The organism is Pandoraea norimbergensis (assembly GCF_001465545.3).
Taxonomy (GTDB): domain Bacteria; phylum Pseudomonadota; class Gammaproteobacteria; order Burkholderiales; family Burkholderiaceae; genus Pandoraea; species Pandoraea norimbergensis.
The window spans coordinates 1,294,761-1,310,268 of record NZ_CP013480.3 but is presented as its reverse complement, the minus strand read 5'-3'; the positions used below and the strand labels follow the sequence as shown (position 1 = coordinate 1,310,268).

15 protein-coding genes are annotated in these 15,508 nt (G+C 63.5%); 7 read left to right on the top strand and 8 right to left on the bottom strand.

What is annotated here, in order from left to right:
• Positions 1 to 53: 53 nt before the first annotated feature.
• Positions 54 to 2,099 carry a hypothetical protein gene (locus AT302_RS05930; protein ID WP_157125698.1) on the bottom strand — a complete coding sequence of 682 codons (2,046 nt, stop codon included), beginning with the start codon at positions 2,097 to 2,099 and terminating at the stop codon, positions 54 to 56.
• On the opposite strand from AT302_RS05930, the gene AT302_RS05925 reads away from it, so the two are divergent.
• A complete protein-coding gene (locus tag AT302_RS05925; protein ID WP_058377641.1) occupies positions 2,056 to 2,655 on the top strand; it encodes a hypothetical protein in 600 nt (199 codons plus the stop codon). The two genes, AT302_RS05930 and AT302_RS05925, sit on opposite strands and share 44 nt — an antisense overlap.
• A gap of 37 nt (positions 2,656 to 2,692) precedes the next feature.
• On the opposite strand, the gene fba is transcribed toward AT302_RS05925, so the two are convergent.
• The 5 genes from fba to AT302_RS05900 all read right to left on the bottom strand — a co-directional run bounded on the left by fba (position 2,693) and on the right by AT302_RS05900 (position 7,952).
• Positions 2,693 to 3,757, bottom strand: coding sequence for a class II fructose-bisphosphate aldolase (gene fba / locus AT302_RS05920; RefSeq protein ID WP_058377640.1), 1,065 nt, complete (start codon positions 3,755 to 3,757; stop codon positions 2,693 to 2,695).
• A 123-nt stretch (positions 3,758 to 3,880) separates the two neighbouring features.
• Positions 3,881 to 5,314: a pyruvate kinase gene (gene pyk / locus AT302_RS05915; protein ID WP_058377639.1), complete on the bottom strand. Its 1,434-nt coding sequence runs from the start codon at positions 5,312 to 5,314 to the stop codon at positions 3,881 to 3,883.
• A 239-nt stretch (positions 5,315 to 5,553) separates the two neighbouring features.
• Positions 5,554 to 6,759, bottom strand: a complete 1,206-nt coding sequence (locus AT302_RS05910) for a phosphoglycerate kinase (RefSeq protein ID WP_058377638.1) — start codon at positions 6,757 to 6,759, stop codon at positions 5,554 to 5,556.
• Positions 6,760 to 6,846: 87 nt separating this feature from the next.
• On the bottom strand, positions 6,847 to 7,170 hold the full coding sequence (locus AT302_RS05905) for an AzlD domain-containing protein (protein ID WP_058377637.1): 324 nt from the start codon (positions 7,168 to 7,170) through the stop codon (positions 6,847 to 6,849).
• Positions 7,170 to 7,952 (bottom strand): AzlC family ABC transporter permease, encoded by a 783-nt coding sequence (locus tag AT302_RS05900; protein WP_237172079.1) that lies wholly within the window; start codon positions 7,950 to 7,952, stop codon positions 7,170 to 7,172. The genes AT302_RS05905 and AT302_RS05900 overlap by 1 nt, the downstream gene beginning before the upstream one ends.
• A gap of 369 nt (positions 7,953 to 8,321) precedes the next feature.
• Here AT302_RS05900 and AT302_RS05895 point away from each other — a divergent pair, with 369 nt between their 5' ends.
• From AT302_RS05895 to AT302_RS05875, 5 genes are all read left to right on the top strand, one after another.
• Complete coding sequence (locus tag AT302_RS05895; RefSeq protein WP_058377636.1) at positions 8,322 to 8,519, top strand: zinc-finger domain-containing protein; 198 nt, start codon at positions 8,322 to 8,324, stop codon at positions 8,517 to 8,519.
• A 103-nt stretch (positions 8,520 to 8,622) separates the two neighbouring features.
• Positions 8,623 to 9,648 (top strand): lipopolysaccharide heptosyltransferase II, encoded by a 1,026-nt coding sequence (gene waaF / locus AT302_RS05890; protein WP_058377635.1) that lies wholly within the window; start codon positions 8,623 to 8,625, stop codon positions 9,646 to 9,648.
• A 36-nt stretch (positions 9,649 to 9,684) separates the two neighbouring features.
• A complete protein-coding gene (locus tag AT302_RS05885) occupies positions 9,685 to 10,140 on the top strand; it encodes a nuclear transport factor 2 family protein (protein ID WP_058377634.1) in 456 nt (151 codons plus the stop codon).
• A gap of 24 nt (positions 10,141 to 10,164) precedes the next feature.
• Entirely contained in the window at positions 10,165 to 11,202 is a 1,038-nt protein-coding gene (locus AT302_RS05880; protein ID WP_058377633.1) for a YheT family hydrolase, read from the top strand.
• Positions 11,195 to 11,887 (top strand): DUF2946 family protein, encoded by a 693-nt coding sequence (locus AT302_RS05875; RefSeq protein WP_058377632.1) that lies wholly within the window; start codon positions 11,195 to 11,197, stop codon positions 11,885 to 11,887. Before AT302_RS05880 ends, AT302_RS05875 begins: the two co-directional genes overlap by 8 nt.
• 3 nt (positions 11,888 to 11,890) lie before the next feature.
• Here AT302_RS05875 and AT302_RS05870 read toward each other — a convergent pair whose 3' ends face one another.
• Together AT302_RS05870 and AT302_RS05865 are read right to left on the bottom strand one after the other, a co-directional pair.
• Positions 11,891 to 13,192, bottom strand: a complete 1,302-nt coding sequence (locus AT302_RS05870; RefSeq protein ID WP_157125697.1) for an MFS transporter — start codon at positions 13,190 to 13,192, stop codon at positions 11,891 to 11,893.
• Between the two features lie 145 nt (positions 13,193 to 13,337).
• On the bottom strand, positions 13,338 to 14,876 hold the full coding sequence (locus AT302_RS05865) for a M48 family metalloprotease (RefSeq protein ID WP_237172078.1): 1,539 nt from the start codon (positions 14,874 to 14,876) through the stop codon (positions 13,338 to 13,340).
• A 147-nt stretch (positions 14,877 to 15,023) separates the two neighbouring features.
• Between AT302_RS05865 and moaC the strand changes: the two genes are divergently transcribed.
• On the top strand, positions 15,024 to 15,500 hold the full coding sequence (moaC, locus tag AT302_RS05860; protein WP_058377629.1) for a cyclic pyranopterin monophosphate synthase MoaC: 477 nt from the start codon (positions 15,024 to 15,026) through the stop codon (positions 15,498 to 15,500).
• Positions 15,501 to 15,508: the final 8 nt, after the last annotated feature.

Here is a 15,508-nt window from a genome sequence, read left to right as displayed (position 1 = left end):
GGGCAAAGGCGTAATTATACGCGCCTTGCGCGCCCCTCGGCGGCCTTCGGGACTTACACCGCCAACTCGTGCAACAGGGCGCCAATTCGCGCCGCATGGCCCTCGCCCACCAATAGCGCCACGACCGGCGCGCGCGAGGTGGGATGCGACATGGGCTTGCGGGACCGCTGGCATTGTTGATGCCACTGTTCGACCGAAGCCGCCGCGTAATACTTGTTGTCGCATATGAGCGTGGCATCGTCAGTGCGGGTGATCAGGCGCACGGCGTCAGGGCTGGCAGGGTCGATATCCTCCAGCGAGATCCGGTCGGTGTGCGTGCCGACGTAATGCTTGCTGGCGCGCTGGAAGCCGGTGAAGAAATCGGTTTGCCCCGCCAGCCAGACCAGTTCGGTCTTCGGCGGCAACGTGGTCGACGCGAGCAAAGAGACAGCCCGATCAAAATCCGCTTCGAGATAATCGGCGATCTGGTCTCGCCATCGCGCAATGCATTGCGTCTCCGCGGTCAAATCGACCGGCGGCGTCCGCCTGCTCGCGTCGCGCTCGCCGACCTGATGCATGCGTCGATACAGGGCAGACAGGAACCCGGCGGGATCGGACGGACGCATGGCCGGTGGCATGTGCTGATCGTGGGTCGGGAAATACAGACCGTTAGCCACAAACACTTCGAGTTCATTGGATCGATTCGTCGCGGGCGGCGTGACGGGACCGTGGTACCCCTGCGGCGGATCGCACCGGGCGACAACCGAGACGTGAAACCCATCGAAATCTCTCAGGCGGTCGATCGCCTTGGGCAAGATGCGGTTCGCAGCAACGCACCAGCCTTCAGGGGCTCTCAGCGTGTTGATCAGTTCGGCGCATTCCGCAATTTGCCCAAAACCGACACGCGCCCGGCCGATATGGTGTGCGCTTTGCCGCGCACGCTGCGCCTCGACCTGATCGACGATCGTATCCACGCTCAGTGGCCTGCCGTCGGGCGAAGGCAGTTGCAGCAGCGCGCTGGCGATGACGGCGCACGGGCGCGAGACACCCTGCTCGGAACACACGAGTGCGATCTTGCCGGGATGTTCGCGAAGGTAGTCGGCCACGCCCTTGCCAGCCTGCCAGAGCGTCGTACCGGAAATGGCCGCGCCGCCGTGCTCCATCCCGGTGAATTCCATGAACTTCACATGCGCGAGACTTCCCTCGAATGTCGAAGTATCGGCGGGCGAGCGTACGGATAGGCGTGACTGCGGGGTGCGCTCGTCCCGTGCGGATACCCTCAGGAGATACTGCGAGGCCGATCGCGGCAAATAGCGCTTCGTCTCGCCTGCCTGCTGGATCGCGCCCGGCTCGACACAGAAGATCGCGCCAATCTCCGGATGCGCCTTGAGCATGCGGGTCAGCGCCACACCTTCTGCGGGCGTGGCCGTCGGCCCCACGATGAACCGGTGCCCGCCAAATTCGAGCAAGCCGTAGCGTGTGCATTCCCCGTCTACGCAAATCAGCGTTTTCGGATTCACGCCGTAAGCCTCGATCCACGCGGCTTTTTCCGAATTGGAAAGCAACGCGTCTTGCTGGAACCGGTCCAGTTGACCGAGTGTGAGAATCGGCGAGTTCGGGAGCGGCCGCTTTGCCCCGTCGCAGCGACGATCCGGGGTGCGGTTCGCGACGCCGCACAGCGCGTTGGGGAGCGCGCCGGACAGGACGTCTGGTGCCGTCGTCGCTTGTCGCTGGGGAGGTTCGACCGGGACTGCGGTGGCGCGGGAGCGAAAAAAGGACGAGAAAATGCGGGGCATCAAAAACTCCAAAGCGGGCCTGTCGGGATCGGGATCGGGATCGGGCCACGTGATCAAGGCCCGAGAGACTTTCACGTCCGCTGGGGCCGGGCTTTGGCATTCGGGAGTCGGCTGCGGAGTTGGGGCCTGAAAGGGAAATAGAAACGGGAACCCGGAAGGAGTCGCAGAACCGGCATCGGAATCGCCCGCCCGGATCGCCAGCCACGGGTCGGGTTTGCGTTGCTTGGCGCGGCGATTGTGCCGCCTACAATGGAAACGTCCACCCGGGAGAGGGGCTGCCATGTCAACCACGTCGAACGTCACCGTTGTGATCGCGGCCGTCATGGCACTCGCCAGCCCAATCGCCGGGGCGCAGACGTCGTCCGCCGCGCCGCCGGCCTCGGCTTCCGCCCCCGCAGCCTCATCGTCGGCGTCACCTCATATCCACGCCCCGGTACACCGCCCTGCCCCAGCGCATGCCGCATCAGGAGCAACAGCGGCAACAGCGGCAACGGCAGCGACCGCCGAAGACCGCCCCGTACTGCCGCGCCTGATCGCCATCGCCACGCCGGAGCCCGACGACGCGATTCCGCGCTTTGCGCTTTATGCGGCGCGAGATATCGAAACGATGGGATTGCAGTTCCCGATGCAGGTCGAGGGCATCGCACCCGATGGCGACGTGGTGATCACGCTGAGCCTGCGCGAAGGGGCGACCACGCGCATGCGCGACTTCTCGCGCCAGCACATGAACGAGCCGATGACACTGATCGTCGATGGCGTGGAGATGCTCACGGCCACCATCCGCTCCGAGCTGGGCGGCAAATTCCAGTTGCAGATGCCCAAAGAAAAAGCCCGGCTTCTGTTCCAGCGTGTGCTGGCGAAGGCCGGGCCTGCAACCTGAGGTCCGAAGACCCCAAGACTGATACTGACTTTTCGACTTACTTCACGATCTGCGACAGCGCGCCGCTCTTGTACTTCTCGGCCATCTTGTCGAGCGACACCGTCTTGATCTTGGCAGCCTGACCTTCGCAACCGAACGACAGATAGCGTGCCTTGCAAACCTGCATGGCGGCTTCGCGCGCCGGCTTCAGGTAGTCGCGCGGGTCGAACTTGCTCGGGTTTTCGAACAGATAGCGACGGATCGCGCCGGTCATGGCCAGACGGATGTCGGTATCGATGTTGATCTTGCGCACGCCGTGCTTGATGCCTTCGACGATTTCTTCGACCGGCACGCCGTAGGTTTCCTTCATGTCGCCGCCGAATTCACGGATCTCGGCGAGCAGCTCTTGCGGCACCGACGACGAACCGTGCATCACCAGGTGGGTGTTCGGAATGCGGCGGTGAATTTCCTTGATGCGGTCGATGGCGAGAATGTCGCCCGTCGGCTTGCGGCTGAACTTGTAGGCACCGTGCGAGGTACCGATGGCGATCGCGAGCGCGTCGCACTGCGTCTGGTTCACGAAGTCGGCGGCCTGATCCGGATCGGTCAGCAGTTGCTCGCGCGTCATCGTGCCGTCGGCACCGTGACCGTCTTCCTTGTCGCCCTTCATCGTTTCGAGCGAACCCAGCACGCCCAGCTCGGCTTCCACCGTCACGCCGATGTAGTGCGAGAACTCGACGACCTTCTTCGACACTTCGACGTTGTATTCGTAGCTGGCCACCGACTTGCCGTCGGCTTCGAGCGAACCGTCCATCATCACGCTCGAGAAGCCGCTCTTGATGGCGGCCATACACACCGCCGGCGACTGGCCGTGATCCTGGTGCATCACCACCGGAATGTGCGGATAGGCTTCCACAGCGGCGGAAATCAGGTGACGCAGGAACGCCTCACCGGCGTACTTACGTGCACCTGCCGAAGCCTGCATGATCACGGGCGCGCCGACTTCGTCGGCAGCGGCCATGATTGCGGACACCTGTTCCAGATTGTTGACGTTGAAGGCCGGCAGACCATAGCCGTTTTCGGCGGCATGATCGAGCAGCTGTCGCATAGAGACTAGGGGCATGATGTTCTCCTTGGAATCACAAATTAAGCAAATCTTTCGTCGACCCAGGGGTGCCCTTCATGACGACGGCTCGCACGGGGCGATGCGCTTTTGCGCCTCGCCTCACGCGCGCGGCCCGTTCAATCACGCGTGCCCCACCTGGACGATTTTCAACGTATTGGTACCACCGGGTTGCCCCATCGGCTCACCGACCGTCAACACGATCGTGTCGCCGCGCTTGACCACACCGCGCGCAAGCAGCAATTGCTCGGCCTGCTTCAACGCCTGATCGCGGTCATGCGTGGACTCGACACCCATGGCGAAAACGTTGCGATAAAGCGACATTTTGCGCAGGCTCGAGAGCTGCGACGTCAGCGCAAAAATCGGGACGTGGATCTTGTGCCGGGACAGCCAGAGCGCGGTCGCGCCCGATTCGGTCAGCGCCACGATAGCTTTCGCGCCAAGATGATACGCGGTAAACAGGGCGCCGGCGGCAATCGTTTGGTCGATGCGCGTAAAAGTTTGGTCCAGCCAATCGCGGTCGAGTTCCACCGTCTCGAAGCGCTCGGCCTCGACACAGATGGTCGCCATCGTCGCGATGGTTTCCACCGGGTACTTACCCGCAGCGCTCTCGGCCGACAGCATCACGGCGTCGGTGCCGTCGAGCACGGCGTTGGCGACGTCCGAGACCTCGGCGCGCGTCGGCACCGGGTTGTGGATCATCGATTCCATCATCTGCGTGGCCGTGATGGTCACTTTGTTCATCTCGCGCGCCAGGCGGATCATCCGCTTTTGCAGCGCCGGGACGGCAGCGTTACCCACTTCGATGGCCAGATCGCCACGGGCGACCATGATGGCGTCGGAGGCCGCCAGAATTTCTTCCAGCGCCGGGATGGCTTCCGCGCGCTCGATCTTGGCGATCATGCGCGGCTTGATGCCGTACGGCTCGCCGGCCACATTGGCCAGACGGCGCGCCATTTCCATGTCGGTGGCGTTCTTCGGGAACGAGACCGCGACGTAATCGGCGCCCAGCGCCATCGCGGTCTTGATGTCTTCCATATCCTTCGCGGTCAGCGCCGGCGCCGTCAGCCCGCCGCCCTGGCGGTTGATCCCCTTGTTGTTCGAGAGATCGCCGCCGACCTTCACGGTCGTATGGATCTCGTTACCGAACACCCGGTCGACGGTCAACACGATCAGGCCGTCGTTCAGGAGCAGCACGTCGCCAGGACGCACGTCGCGGGGCAGTTCCTTGTAGTCCAGACCCACGCGCTCGTCGTTACCGACTTCGCAATCGGCGTCCAGAATGAACGGGGCGCCGGTTTCGAGCGTCGTCTTGCCGTTCTCGAACTTACCGACGCGAATCTTCGGGCCTTGCAGGTCGGCCATGATGGCCACTTCGCGGCCAGCGGCCTTGGCGGCGTCGCGCACCATCTGCGCGCGCTCGATGTGGTCTTGCGCCTTGCCATGCGAGAAGTTCAGCCGCACGACGTCCACGCCGGCAGCGATCATGCGCGAGAGCACTTCCGGCGTGCTCGATGCCGGGCCGATGGTGGCGACGATCTTGGTGGAGCGGTTCATTACATCCATCTCTTCATCCTCTTTTGGTAGCAGCGCGTTCGACAATGCTGGCGCTTCGATGGTTGTACTTTATTTACGCGGCCAGAGGTTAACCAAAAAGTTCGTATTGTCCGTACGAAATCGTTCGATTCGAACTCAAACGTTCGCAATAAAGCGTGCAAAACGGCCGCGCACGCTCCATTTCCGGACCGACGAACTGGTCCTCCAGCCCCGCCCCACTTAGATCTCCTTCAGTCCAATTAGTTGGCTTGGGCTGCGCGTTGTTGCAGCACGTCCACGGCCGGCAGGGTCTTGCCTTCCAAGAATTCGAGGAAAGCGCCGCCGCCCGTCGAGATATAGCTCACCTGATCGGCGATGCCGTACTTGGCGATGGCGGCCAACGTGTCGCCGCCACCGGCAATCGAGAAGCCCTTGGCGGCGGCAATCGCACGCGCGAGCGTCTCGGTGCCATGACCGAACTGGTCGAATTCGAACACGCCGACTGGGCCGTTCCAGACGATGGTGCCCGCGCTGCCCAGTTGTTCGGCCAGCTTGGCGGCCGTTTGCGGGCCGATGTCGAGAATCATGTCGTCGGCAGCCACGTCGGCGGCGGCCTTCACGGTTGCCTCAGCCGTCGGGCTGAATTCCTTGGCGCAGACCACGTCGGTCGGGATCGGCACCGACGCGCCGCGCGCGGCCATGGCGTCGATGATCGCCTTCGCTTCTTCGATCAGATCGGCTTCGGCGAGCGACTTGCCGATCGGCAGGCCGGCGGCCAGCATGAACGTGTTGGCGATGCCGCCGCCCACGATCAGTTGGTCGACCTTGTCGGCCAGCGTCTTGAGAATGGTGAGTTTGGTCGAGACCTTCGAGCCGGCGACGATGGCCACCAGCGGGCGGGCCGGCGCGTTCAGCGCCTTGCCCAGCGCTTCGAGTTCGGCGGCCAGCAGCGGGCCGGCGCAGGCGGCCGGGGCGTACTTGGCGATACCGTGCGTCGTGGCTTCGGCGCGGTGCGCCGTGCCGAAAGCGTCGTTCACGTAGACATCGCACAGCTTGGCCATCTTCTGGGCCAGTTCGTCGTTGTCCTTCTTCTCGCCCTTGTTGACGCGGCAGTTCTCCAGCAGCACGACCGCGCCCGGCGCGACTTCAAAACCGCCGTCGACCCAATTGGCAATGAGCTTCACGTCACGGCCGAGCAGTTCCGACAGGCGCTGTGCCACGGGGGCGAGCGAGTCGGCCGGCTTGAATTCGCCTTCCGTGGGACGGCCCAGATGCGACGTGACCATCACGGCAGCACCGGCGTCGAGCGCCATCTGGATCGCCGGCACCGAAGCGCGGATACGCGTGTCTTCCGTGATACGGCCCTCATCGTCCTGCGGCACGTTCAAATCGGCGCGGATGAAGACACGTTTGCCGGCGAGGCGGCCCTGAGCGATCAAATCGGAAAGACGTACGACGGAAGCCATGAGAATCCGGAATAAATAGTGGGAAAAACATGCATTTTAACTGATCCCACCCTCCGATTGACCATTTTGGGCACCCCGGGGTTTTGCTTAGAGGAACAACCGCCCGAGGGTATAGACCGCCATGCCGATGACGATCATCTCGATCATGTTCCGCCGCCAGACGAACCAGCCGGTGGCCGCCACCGCGGCGGCCAGCTTGTGATTGCCGATGTGCAGCGCGAACTGATGGTCGAGCAGCAGCACCTCGGGCACCACGATGACCGCCAGCGCCGCCGCCGGGGCATAGCGCAGCGCGCGTTGCAAGCGCTGCGGCAGCGCGACCCGCTCACCGGCAAGCAGGAAGAAGGTGCGCGTGAGCACGGTCACGGCGGTCATGGCCACGAAGGCAAACCAGATTTCGAGCGTGCTCATCAGCGCTGCCCCCCGCTCAGCTTGCGCGCGTGGCGCGCGCTCAGTTCGTCGCACACCATGCCTGCCGCGAGGGCGCCGACAACGCCCAGCACGAGGTTGAGCCGGTACGGCAGATCGAACGCGAGCAACCCGATGACCGAGGCCAGCGTCACGGCGAGCAGCATCGAGCGGGTGGTGATCGTGTGCACCATCATCGGGATGAGCGCCAGCGTACCCGCGAAACCCAGCCCCCAACTGTCGGGCACGAGGGCGCCGAGCATGATGCCGAGGATGGACGACACGTGCCACACCGCCCAGTTGCTGATCGTGATGCCGAAGTACGTGCCCTCCTTGCCCGGCACGTAACCGTTGGCGAAATTCTGGTTCATGAACATCACGAAGCCCAGATCGCCGTTCACGTAGCCCAGCACAATGCGCCGGGGCAGCGACAGGTAGGAAAAATGGGGTTGCAGCGCCGCGCTGAAGATCACAAAACGCAGGTTGACGATGGCGACCGTGAGCAAAATCGTCCAGAGCGGCATACCGGCGGCGAACAGGGGCAGCGTGGCTAGCTGCGCCGAACCGGCGTAGAGCATCAGGCTCATGCCGATGGCTTGTGGCACGGTGAGCACCGATTTGCTCATGGCCACCCCGGTCACGAGGCCCCACGAGAAGATGGCAGGCAACAGCGGCGAAATAATGCGAAAACCGGCCGCGAACCCTTCACGTTCAGCGGCAGGCAAACGAAGCGTTGGCATGGTCTTGGGGGCGAGCGCCGTGGCAAGCGGCGCACTGGATGGCATTGCGGGGCAAAGCGGTCCCGACGGCGCCCGGCACGCCCGTTCGCCCGCCTGGCGTTGCCGGATTGTCTCCTGAATATATTCATCATCTATGGCGGACGACAGGCCATTATAGTCACGGTAAATAGTTGCTTAGTACGCTGTGAGGCAGTTACTGCCGGTTTTTGCAGGTACAACGCTTGAGGTGTCGCATATGCGCCACGTTGCCGCAGCATTCGCCCGTGCGACGCGCGCCGGTGCGCGCCGCGAGCCGTCCGCAAAGGGGGCGGCTGCTTTACAATAGCGACTTTTGGTGAGCACGCTGGCCTGTAAGGTGAGCCGTGCCGGCCCCGAAATTCCGAATACCCGAACACCCATCACGGTCTGAACCCCATGAGCGAAGTCAAACAAATGCCGATCGTCGAAGTCGGCGCTGAAGATCTGCCGGTGCATTGCCCGAACCCGAAGATGGAAGCCTGGAGTGCCCATCCCCGCGTGTTCATCGATGTGACCCATGGCGAAGCCGCCTGCCCGTATTGCGGCACGCGCTATCGCCTGAAGGCCGGCGTGGTACTCAAGGGTCACCACTAAGCCGCCTGACAGGTCATGCAAGCCCTGACCGTGCGGACGCAATTGCCGCGCCGGTCACCTGTGAGTTTCATCGCTACGCTTAACGTTTAGAGTCTCCGCCACGATGCATAAAGCCTTGGTGATCGCCCCCAACTGGATTGGGGACGCGCTGATGGCGCAGCCGTTGTTTACCCTGCTCAAGCGTCTGCATCCGCGTCTGACCATCGACGCGATCGCACCGAGCTGGGTCGCCCCGGTTCTGGAGCGCATGCCGGAGATTTCGCGCGTGGTCTCGACCGACCTCGCGCACGGCAAGTTGCAGCCGCTCGCGCGTTATCAGCTCGCGAGCGTGCTCGCCGACGAGGGTTACGACGCCGCCTATGTGCTGCCGAATTCCTTCAAATCGGCGCTGATTCCGTGGCTGGCGCGCATTCCGTTGCGCATCGGCTACAAGGGCGAGCAGCGCTACGGCCTGCTCAACGTGCGCCACGCCAACCCGCGCAAAGACGAGCGCCCGCCGATGGTGCGGCATTACGCTGCGCTGGCGTTCGCGCCCGGTGCCAAGCTGCCCGAAACGCTGCCGACGCCGCGTATCGAAGCCGACTTGAACGAGTCGGCGCGCGTGTTCGCGCGCTTCGGTCTCGATCTGCGTGTGCCGCTCGTGGTGTTCTGCCCGGGCGCCGAGTTCGGACCGGCCAAGCGCTGGCCGCCGGGCCACTTTGCGCAGTTGGCGCAACTGGTGCGCCGCTCGTTCCCGTATGCGCAGATCATCGCGCTCGGCTCGGGCAAGGATGGTGCGCTGGCCCAGCAGATCGCCGCCGACGCGCCGTTCGTGCGCAATCTGTGCGGTCAGACATCGCTGGCGGAAGCCTGTGCGTTGCTGGCGCGTGCCAACGCGGTGGTGAGCAACGATTCGGGGCTCATGCACGTGACGGCTGCCCTGCGCCGCCCGCAGATCGCACTGTTCGGATCGTCCGATCCGCGCCACACCCCGCCGCTGTCCGATCAAGCCCACATCCTGTGGCTACAATTGGAATGCAGCCCGTGTTTCGCGCGCGAGTGTCCGTTGGGCCATACGCGCTGCCTGAACGAGCTGATGCCGGAGCACGTGTTCGCGAATCTGCGCAACATTCTGCTCACGCAGCGGTAAGTTTCGCCCCTCGGTTAAACCCAACGGTAAATCCTCATGCCACGTTTTGTCCGCCTGTTCGATGCCGCCAGTGAAACCATCACGGCCTTTTATGACGCGCTGCGCAGAGGCCAGACGGATCGTGCGATGTCGCTGTGGGCGAACGAAGATTTCGTGAGCTACATTCGCCCCGACGGTACGCGCTGGGACGGTCTGGAGCAGATTCGCAGCGGGCTGGTCGCGCAGTTCTCGCAGAGCGTGGTGCTGATCGATTCGCTCGATACGACCGAGTACGACACCGTCGGCACGGTCGTGCACACCGCCACCGAAGCGATGCGCGTGGGCAAGGAAGACGCCGGGCAGACGACCGCCCAGCTCATTCACACGACGTATGTGCTGGTGCACGAGCAAGGGGACTGGCGTTTCGCGCACATCCATTCGAGCCCGCTGCCGCAGCACGCCGTCGAGCAATTCAGTTTGATGATGCACGCCCGTCCGGACGGGCTGCACTGATCGTCACAAGGTCATGAGGTCAACATGACGGCCCGGCCAGCGACATTCTTCCCCGCCGATTACCGGTCGCCCCGGTGGTTGCCCGACGGGCACAGCCAGACGATTTACCCGGCGCTGCTGGGCAGACGCCCGCCGGTCGAATTCCGGCGTGAGACGTGGGATACCCCCGACGGCGATTTCGTCGACGTCGACTGGCTGGTCGCCCCACCGGCGTCGGACAAGGCGCCGCCCGCGCCGGCCGATCTTGTCGAAACACCGCTCGTCGTGTTGTTTCACGGGTTGGAAGGCAGCTCCGACAGTCATTACGCGCGCACGTTGATGCGCGAAGTCGAAGCGCTTGGCTGGCGCGGTGTCATTCCCCACTTTCGCAGTTGCAGCGGCCGCATGAACCGTGCGCCGCGCTTTTACCATTCGGGCGACAGCACCGAGATCGACTGGATACTGCGGCGCTTGCGCTCGCATGTGTCGGGGCCGATGTTTGCGGCAGGCGTGTCGCTGGGCGGCAATGTATTGCTGCGCTGGCTCGGTGAGCGCGAAAGCGATGCCGCGCAAATCGTGACTGCCGCGAGTGCCGTGTCGGCACCGCTCGATCTTCGTGCGGGTGGGCTGGCGCTCTCGCACGGCTTCAACATGGTGTACACGCGCAACTTTCTGGGCACGCTCAAGAAGAAGGCGCTGGCCAAGCTCGAACAGTACCCGGGACTGTACGACCGCGACCTGATGATGTCGGCGCGCGATCTCGGCGAGTTCGATCATGTGGTGACAGCGCCGTTGCATGGCTATCACAGCGCGTTCGATTACTACACGCGGGCGTCGAGCAAACCGATCTTGCCGGCCATTGAAGTGCCGACGCTGGTGCTCAACGCGCGCAACGATCCGTTCCAGCCTGCCAGCGCGTTACCCGGCGAGGCCGATGTCGGGCGCTTCGTGCATTTGCTGCAACCGGCCAATGGCGGGCATGTCGGCTTCATGAGCGGGCCGTTTCCCGGCGGCATGACGTGGATGCCGCGTACCGTCGTCGATTATTTCCGCCAGTTCCTTCCCCGAGCGCCCCATGGATGAGATTGTTCGACAGGCCATGGCCAAGTGGCCCAACGTGCCGCACTGCTACGGCTGGCTCTCGCTCGACCGTCGCGGGCAGTGGCGCATGCGCGACGAGGCTGCGCAGGCGGCGGGCACTGCGGGCGATCCGATTCGTCACACGGCATTGCTGGCGTTTATTGCGCGTAATTACGACAGCGACGAGGCCGGACGGTGGTATTTCCAGAACGGCCCGCAGCGCGTGTATGTCGGGCTGGCGTATGCGCCGTTCGTCGTGCGCCTGTCGTGGGATGCGGCAGCGAACGAGGGCAACGGTGCACCGGTGCTGACGGATCAGTTGGGACATGCGTTCGTGCCGCAGGCTTGTCTGCTGGATGAGGATGGCAACGTGGCGTTTGTTGGAGAAACGCCTGCGGTGCGTGGGAATGGTGGGAATGGCGATGACAATGCGGATGATCGCATTCGTCCCGTTGCGCCACTGGCCTTGCTGCACGATCACGACATCGATCTGCTGACACGCGTCTCCGATTTAGCGCAGGCGGCCGAAATCGCGCAAACCGCTGACGACACGGCGGACGCCGAAGCGGCGGTTCGCCTGCATTGGCAGAACGGCGAATCGTTACCGTTCACCACCGTGCATGCGGGCACGTTGCCGCAGGCGTATGGGTTCGAGCGGGATCCGCAGGCCGAAGGCGCAGGCAACTGAACGTTACCCGGTAGCGTCGCGCGATACCGACACCCCCTCGGCGAACACCTCGGGATATTTGTCCGAGTAGAACCGTGCTGCACTGCCTTCCGCCGTCCCCTCTTTGAGCAACGCCCACGGCTCGCGCATAACGAAAGCCACCATGGCGGCAACGGCGACAACACTTGCATACAAACACCACAGCCACGAGAGCGACTCGCTCACCTGAGCGCCGGAGAACGCCGCGCCATAGAGCGCGAACGACAACATGCTCGCCAATTGTCCGGTGAGCAGCGTTGCACCGGCAACGCGAATGCGCACTGACGGTGGCATGGCAATCATGCGTCGATCGACCCCCGTCATTGCAAGGCACGCCCCCACGGCCCCTGCAAGCGCCAACCCGGCGGCAAGTCCAATGGCACTCCGCGCGGCGCACGTCACCGCAAGGCAGACCCCTAGCCCTAACCACGTCGAGACATAACCGAACCGATGGTTCAACAGGCGCGATATGCGCGGGTGAAGGATCGCCACACCCGCAATGGATCCGATGACGAAGGCGGCAATCAACCAGCCAACTTGTGATTCCGGAAGCGATGCCCATCGCGTCAATTGAGGGATAAGCATCGGAACGATGCTGGCGGTTGCGACACCGAGCAACGTATCGCATAGCGTGAAGAATCGCTCCGCGGGTAGTTGGACTTTCAGAACAAAACCCGAGAAGACGTTGCGCAATCGGGCGCGCGCTGAGACGGTTCCCCGTGCAACGTCATCTTGCGTGGACAACGACGGCAACCGAGCGACAAGGAGCGGTGTCGCACAACCGAGAATCGCGATCCCCAAAAGGGCATGTGCCGGAGACCAGAACGTCAATACAGCGGCCACGAGTATCGGGCCGCTGATGCGCCCGAGACTGACCACGACACGGCGCTGCCGAAAAGCGGCCATCACGCGAGCTTGCGAAACGGTTTCGGCGGGATAGACGCTCAGCAGCGGTTGTGCGAGCGCAAAAGCAATCACCGCGATGGCATCGTTGACGGCCCAGAAGACGACGCCACTCGCCGCGCTCATGATGGCGAGCCGTGAAACGCCCGACACCGCGATCATCACACAAGCCAGACGTATCACGTGGCCACGCGGCAGACGCTCAGCCCACGCGGCGGCCAACGGAAGCGCAACTACCGCACACACGGCCAGCGCGATCTCGTACGCGACGACGCTCGCCGTACCAAAGCGTGTGAGCAACAACACGGGTACCGTCGCATTCCACATACCGAGGTAGCACGCGAGCAGCAGGTCGAGGGTGAGGTAAGCAACGAAGGGAGTCACGTACGAGGATCACAGCAAACAGGGTCAATGCATGCTGGCCCCATGGCGGGCGACGCGCAATGGCGATTGTCCGATTACTCGCTGGGGAATATCCGAAGATGCGAGCCACTGTCGGCAACCGCATCCACCAATCCATGCACGCCCGTCACCCGAACTGCTTGAAGTCCTTCTCGTCTTCCTTGTCTTCTTTATAGCGACGTTGGAATTCGTGCAGTCGTGCGTCGATGGTCGACATTTCGTAGAAGTCGGCGTCGCCGGCATCGCGGGCGAGTTTCAACTGGCTGACGGCGGCCATCCATTGGCCTTGTAGTGCGTACTGCTCAGCCAGCGCTTCGTGCTGCTTGGCGCGCTTGCCGCCTGCCGCCCATGCCCCCGCCAACGCACGCCACCAGATCGGCTCACTGCGATAGCGCTCGACCTGCTCTTTCAGAAATTTAGTCGCTTCGGGAATCCGTTGACTGGCCACCAGCGCATCCGCATACGCCATGTCGGACGCCTGTGAGAGCGGGAATGCCGCACGCGCGTCCGTGGCAATGCGCAGCGCTTCGGCTGGTTTGCCCTGCATGCGCGCGATGTCAGACGCCAGCACCGCCAGACTCGGCGTGCCCGCGCCCGTACCGCCAAACGCCGCACGCGACTTCTCGAGCGCCTCGCGTGCCGGCTCCCAGCGATGCTGTTTGTACTCCGCCAACGCCACCGCATACCATGCCCCCGCGACACTGGGTGCCGTCTGGGAGCGAATGGCCGTGCGCTGCGCATCGGCAATCGTCGCGAAGTCGCTCGCCGACTTCTGCTGCAACACCAGCGAGCGCGCCCGCACAAACGCATATTCCGGCGATTGCTCCGGCTGACGGTAGCCCACGTTACGCGAACGGTTGAGCATGTCGGCAATGCGCTCTGTCGTCAGCGGGTGCGTGCGCACGTACTCGGGCACCCCCGCTTCGTTGATCGCATCCGCACGTTGTAAGCGCTCGAAGAATGTCGGCATCGCGTACGTATCGAAGCCCGCTGCTTGCAGCAACTGAAAGCCGACACGATCGGCTTCGCGTTCGGCGTCACGTGAGAAGCGCAATTGCCGGTCTGCGGCCAACCCCTGCCCGCCCATGGCAATACCCAACCCCAGATCGGAGCTGCGCGCGCCAATCCCGGCGAGCAAGCCGAGCAGCATGCCGCCGAGCGCAATCCACGAGTTCTGCGACTGCTGTCCGAGCATTCGTGCGATGTGGTGCTGCAAGACGTGTCCCGTCTCGTGCCCCACCACCGACGCGAGTTCCGATTCGGTACGTGTCGTGACGATCAACCCCGTATTGATGCCGATGAATCCGCCGGGCAGCGAAAACGCATTGATGGCGGCGTCGCGCACCACGAAGAACTCGAAACTCTGGCTAGCATCGAGTCCCACCTTGCGCGTGGCCGCGACCAGCTTGCCGCCAAGCGTATTGATGTAATCGGAGAGCAGCAGATCGGAGAGATAGTCGGGGTCGGCGCGAATCTCGCGCATCACCCGCTCGCCGAGCTTGCGTTCCATCGCGGGAGATAAATCGGAAGCCGAACTTTGTCCGAGTGTCGGCAGCGACTGCGCCGCTGCTTGTGTGGGCACCACGGCCGCCGCGAACGTCATCGCGCTCATCACCGGCAGCAACGCCCAGGCGACGGTCCGCCGCCAGCGGGAAGTGCGTGACAAAGCGCGGAACGAATGTGATGAACGCGTCATGGAAATGGGCGCGGCATGGCGCAGGTCATTCGAGGCTGCTGCTATGATAGCAGCCAAGTGTGGACGTTCCCTGCGCGTTTCCCGACAGGCGCCGCACATCACATTTGGCACCTATCCATGGCAGAACTTACCCATTTCGACACCGCTGGTCAGGCCCATATGGTCGACGTCGGCGGCAAGGACAGCACGCACCGCATCGCCGTCGCACGCGGCACCATCCTCATGAAGCCCGAGACGCTGGCGCTGATTCGCACCGGCACCGCGAAGAAAGGTGACGTGCTCGGTATTGCGCGCATTGCCGCCATTCAAGGCGCCAAGCGCACGGCAGATCTGATTCCGCTGTGTCATCCGCTGGCGCTCACGCGCGTGACGGTCGAGTTTCTCGTCGACGACGGCGCAAATGCGGTCCATTGCCGCACGCAAGTGGAAACCATCGGCCGCACCGGCGTTGAAATGGAAGCCCTCACCGCCGTGCAAGTCGGCCTGCTGACGATCTACGACATGTGCAAAGCCGTCGATCGCGGCATGACCATCACCGACGTGCGCGTGCTGGAGAAGCACGGCGGCAAGTCGGGCGACTGGGTGGCAGCGTAACGGCGGAT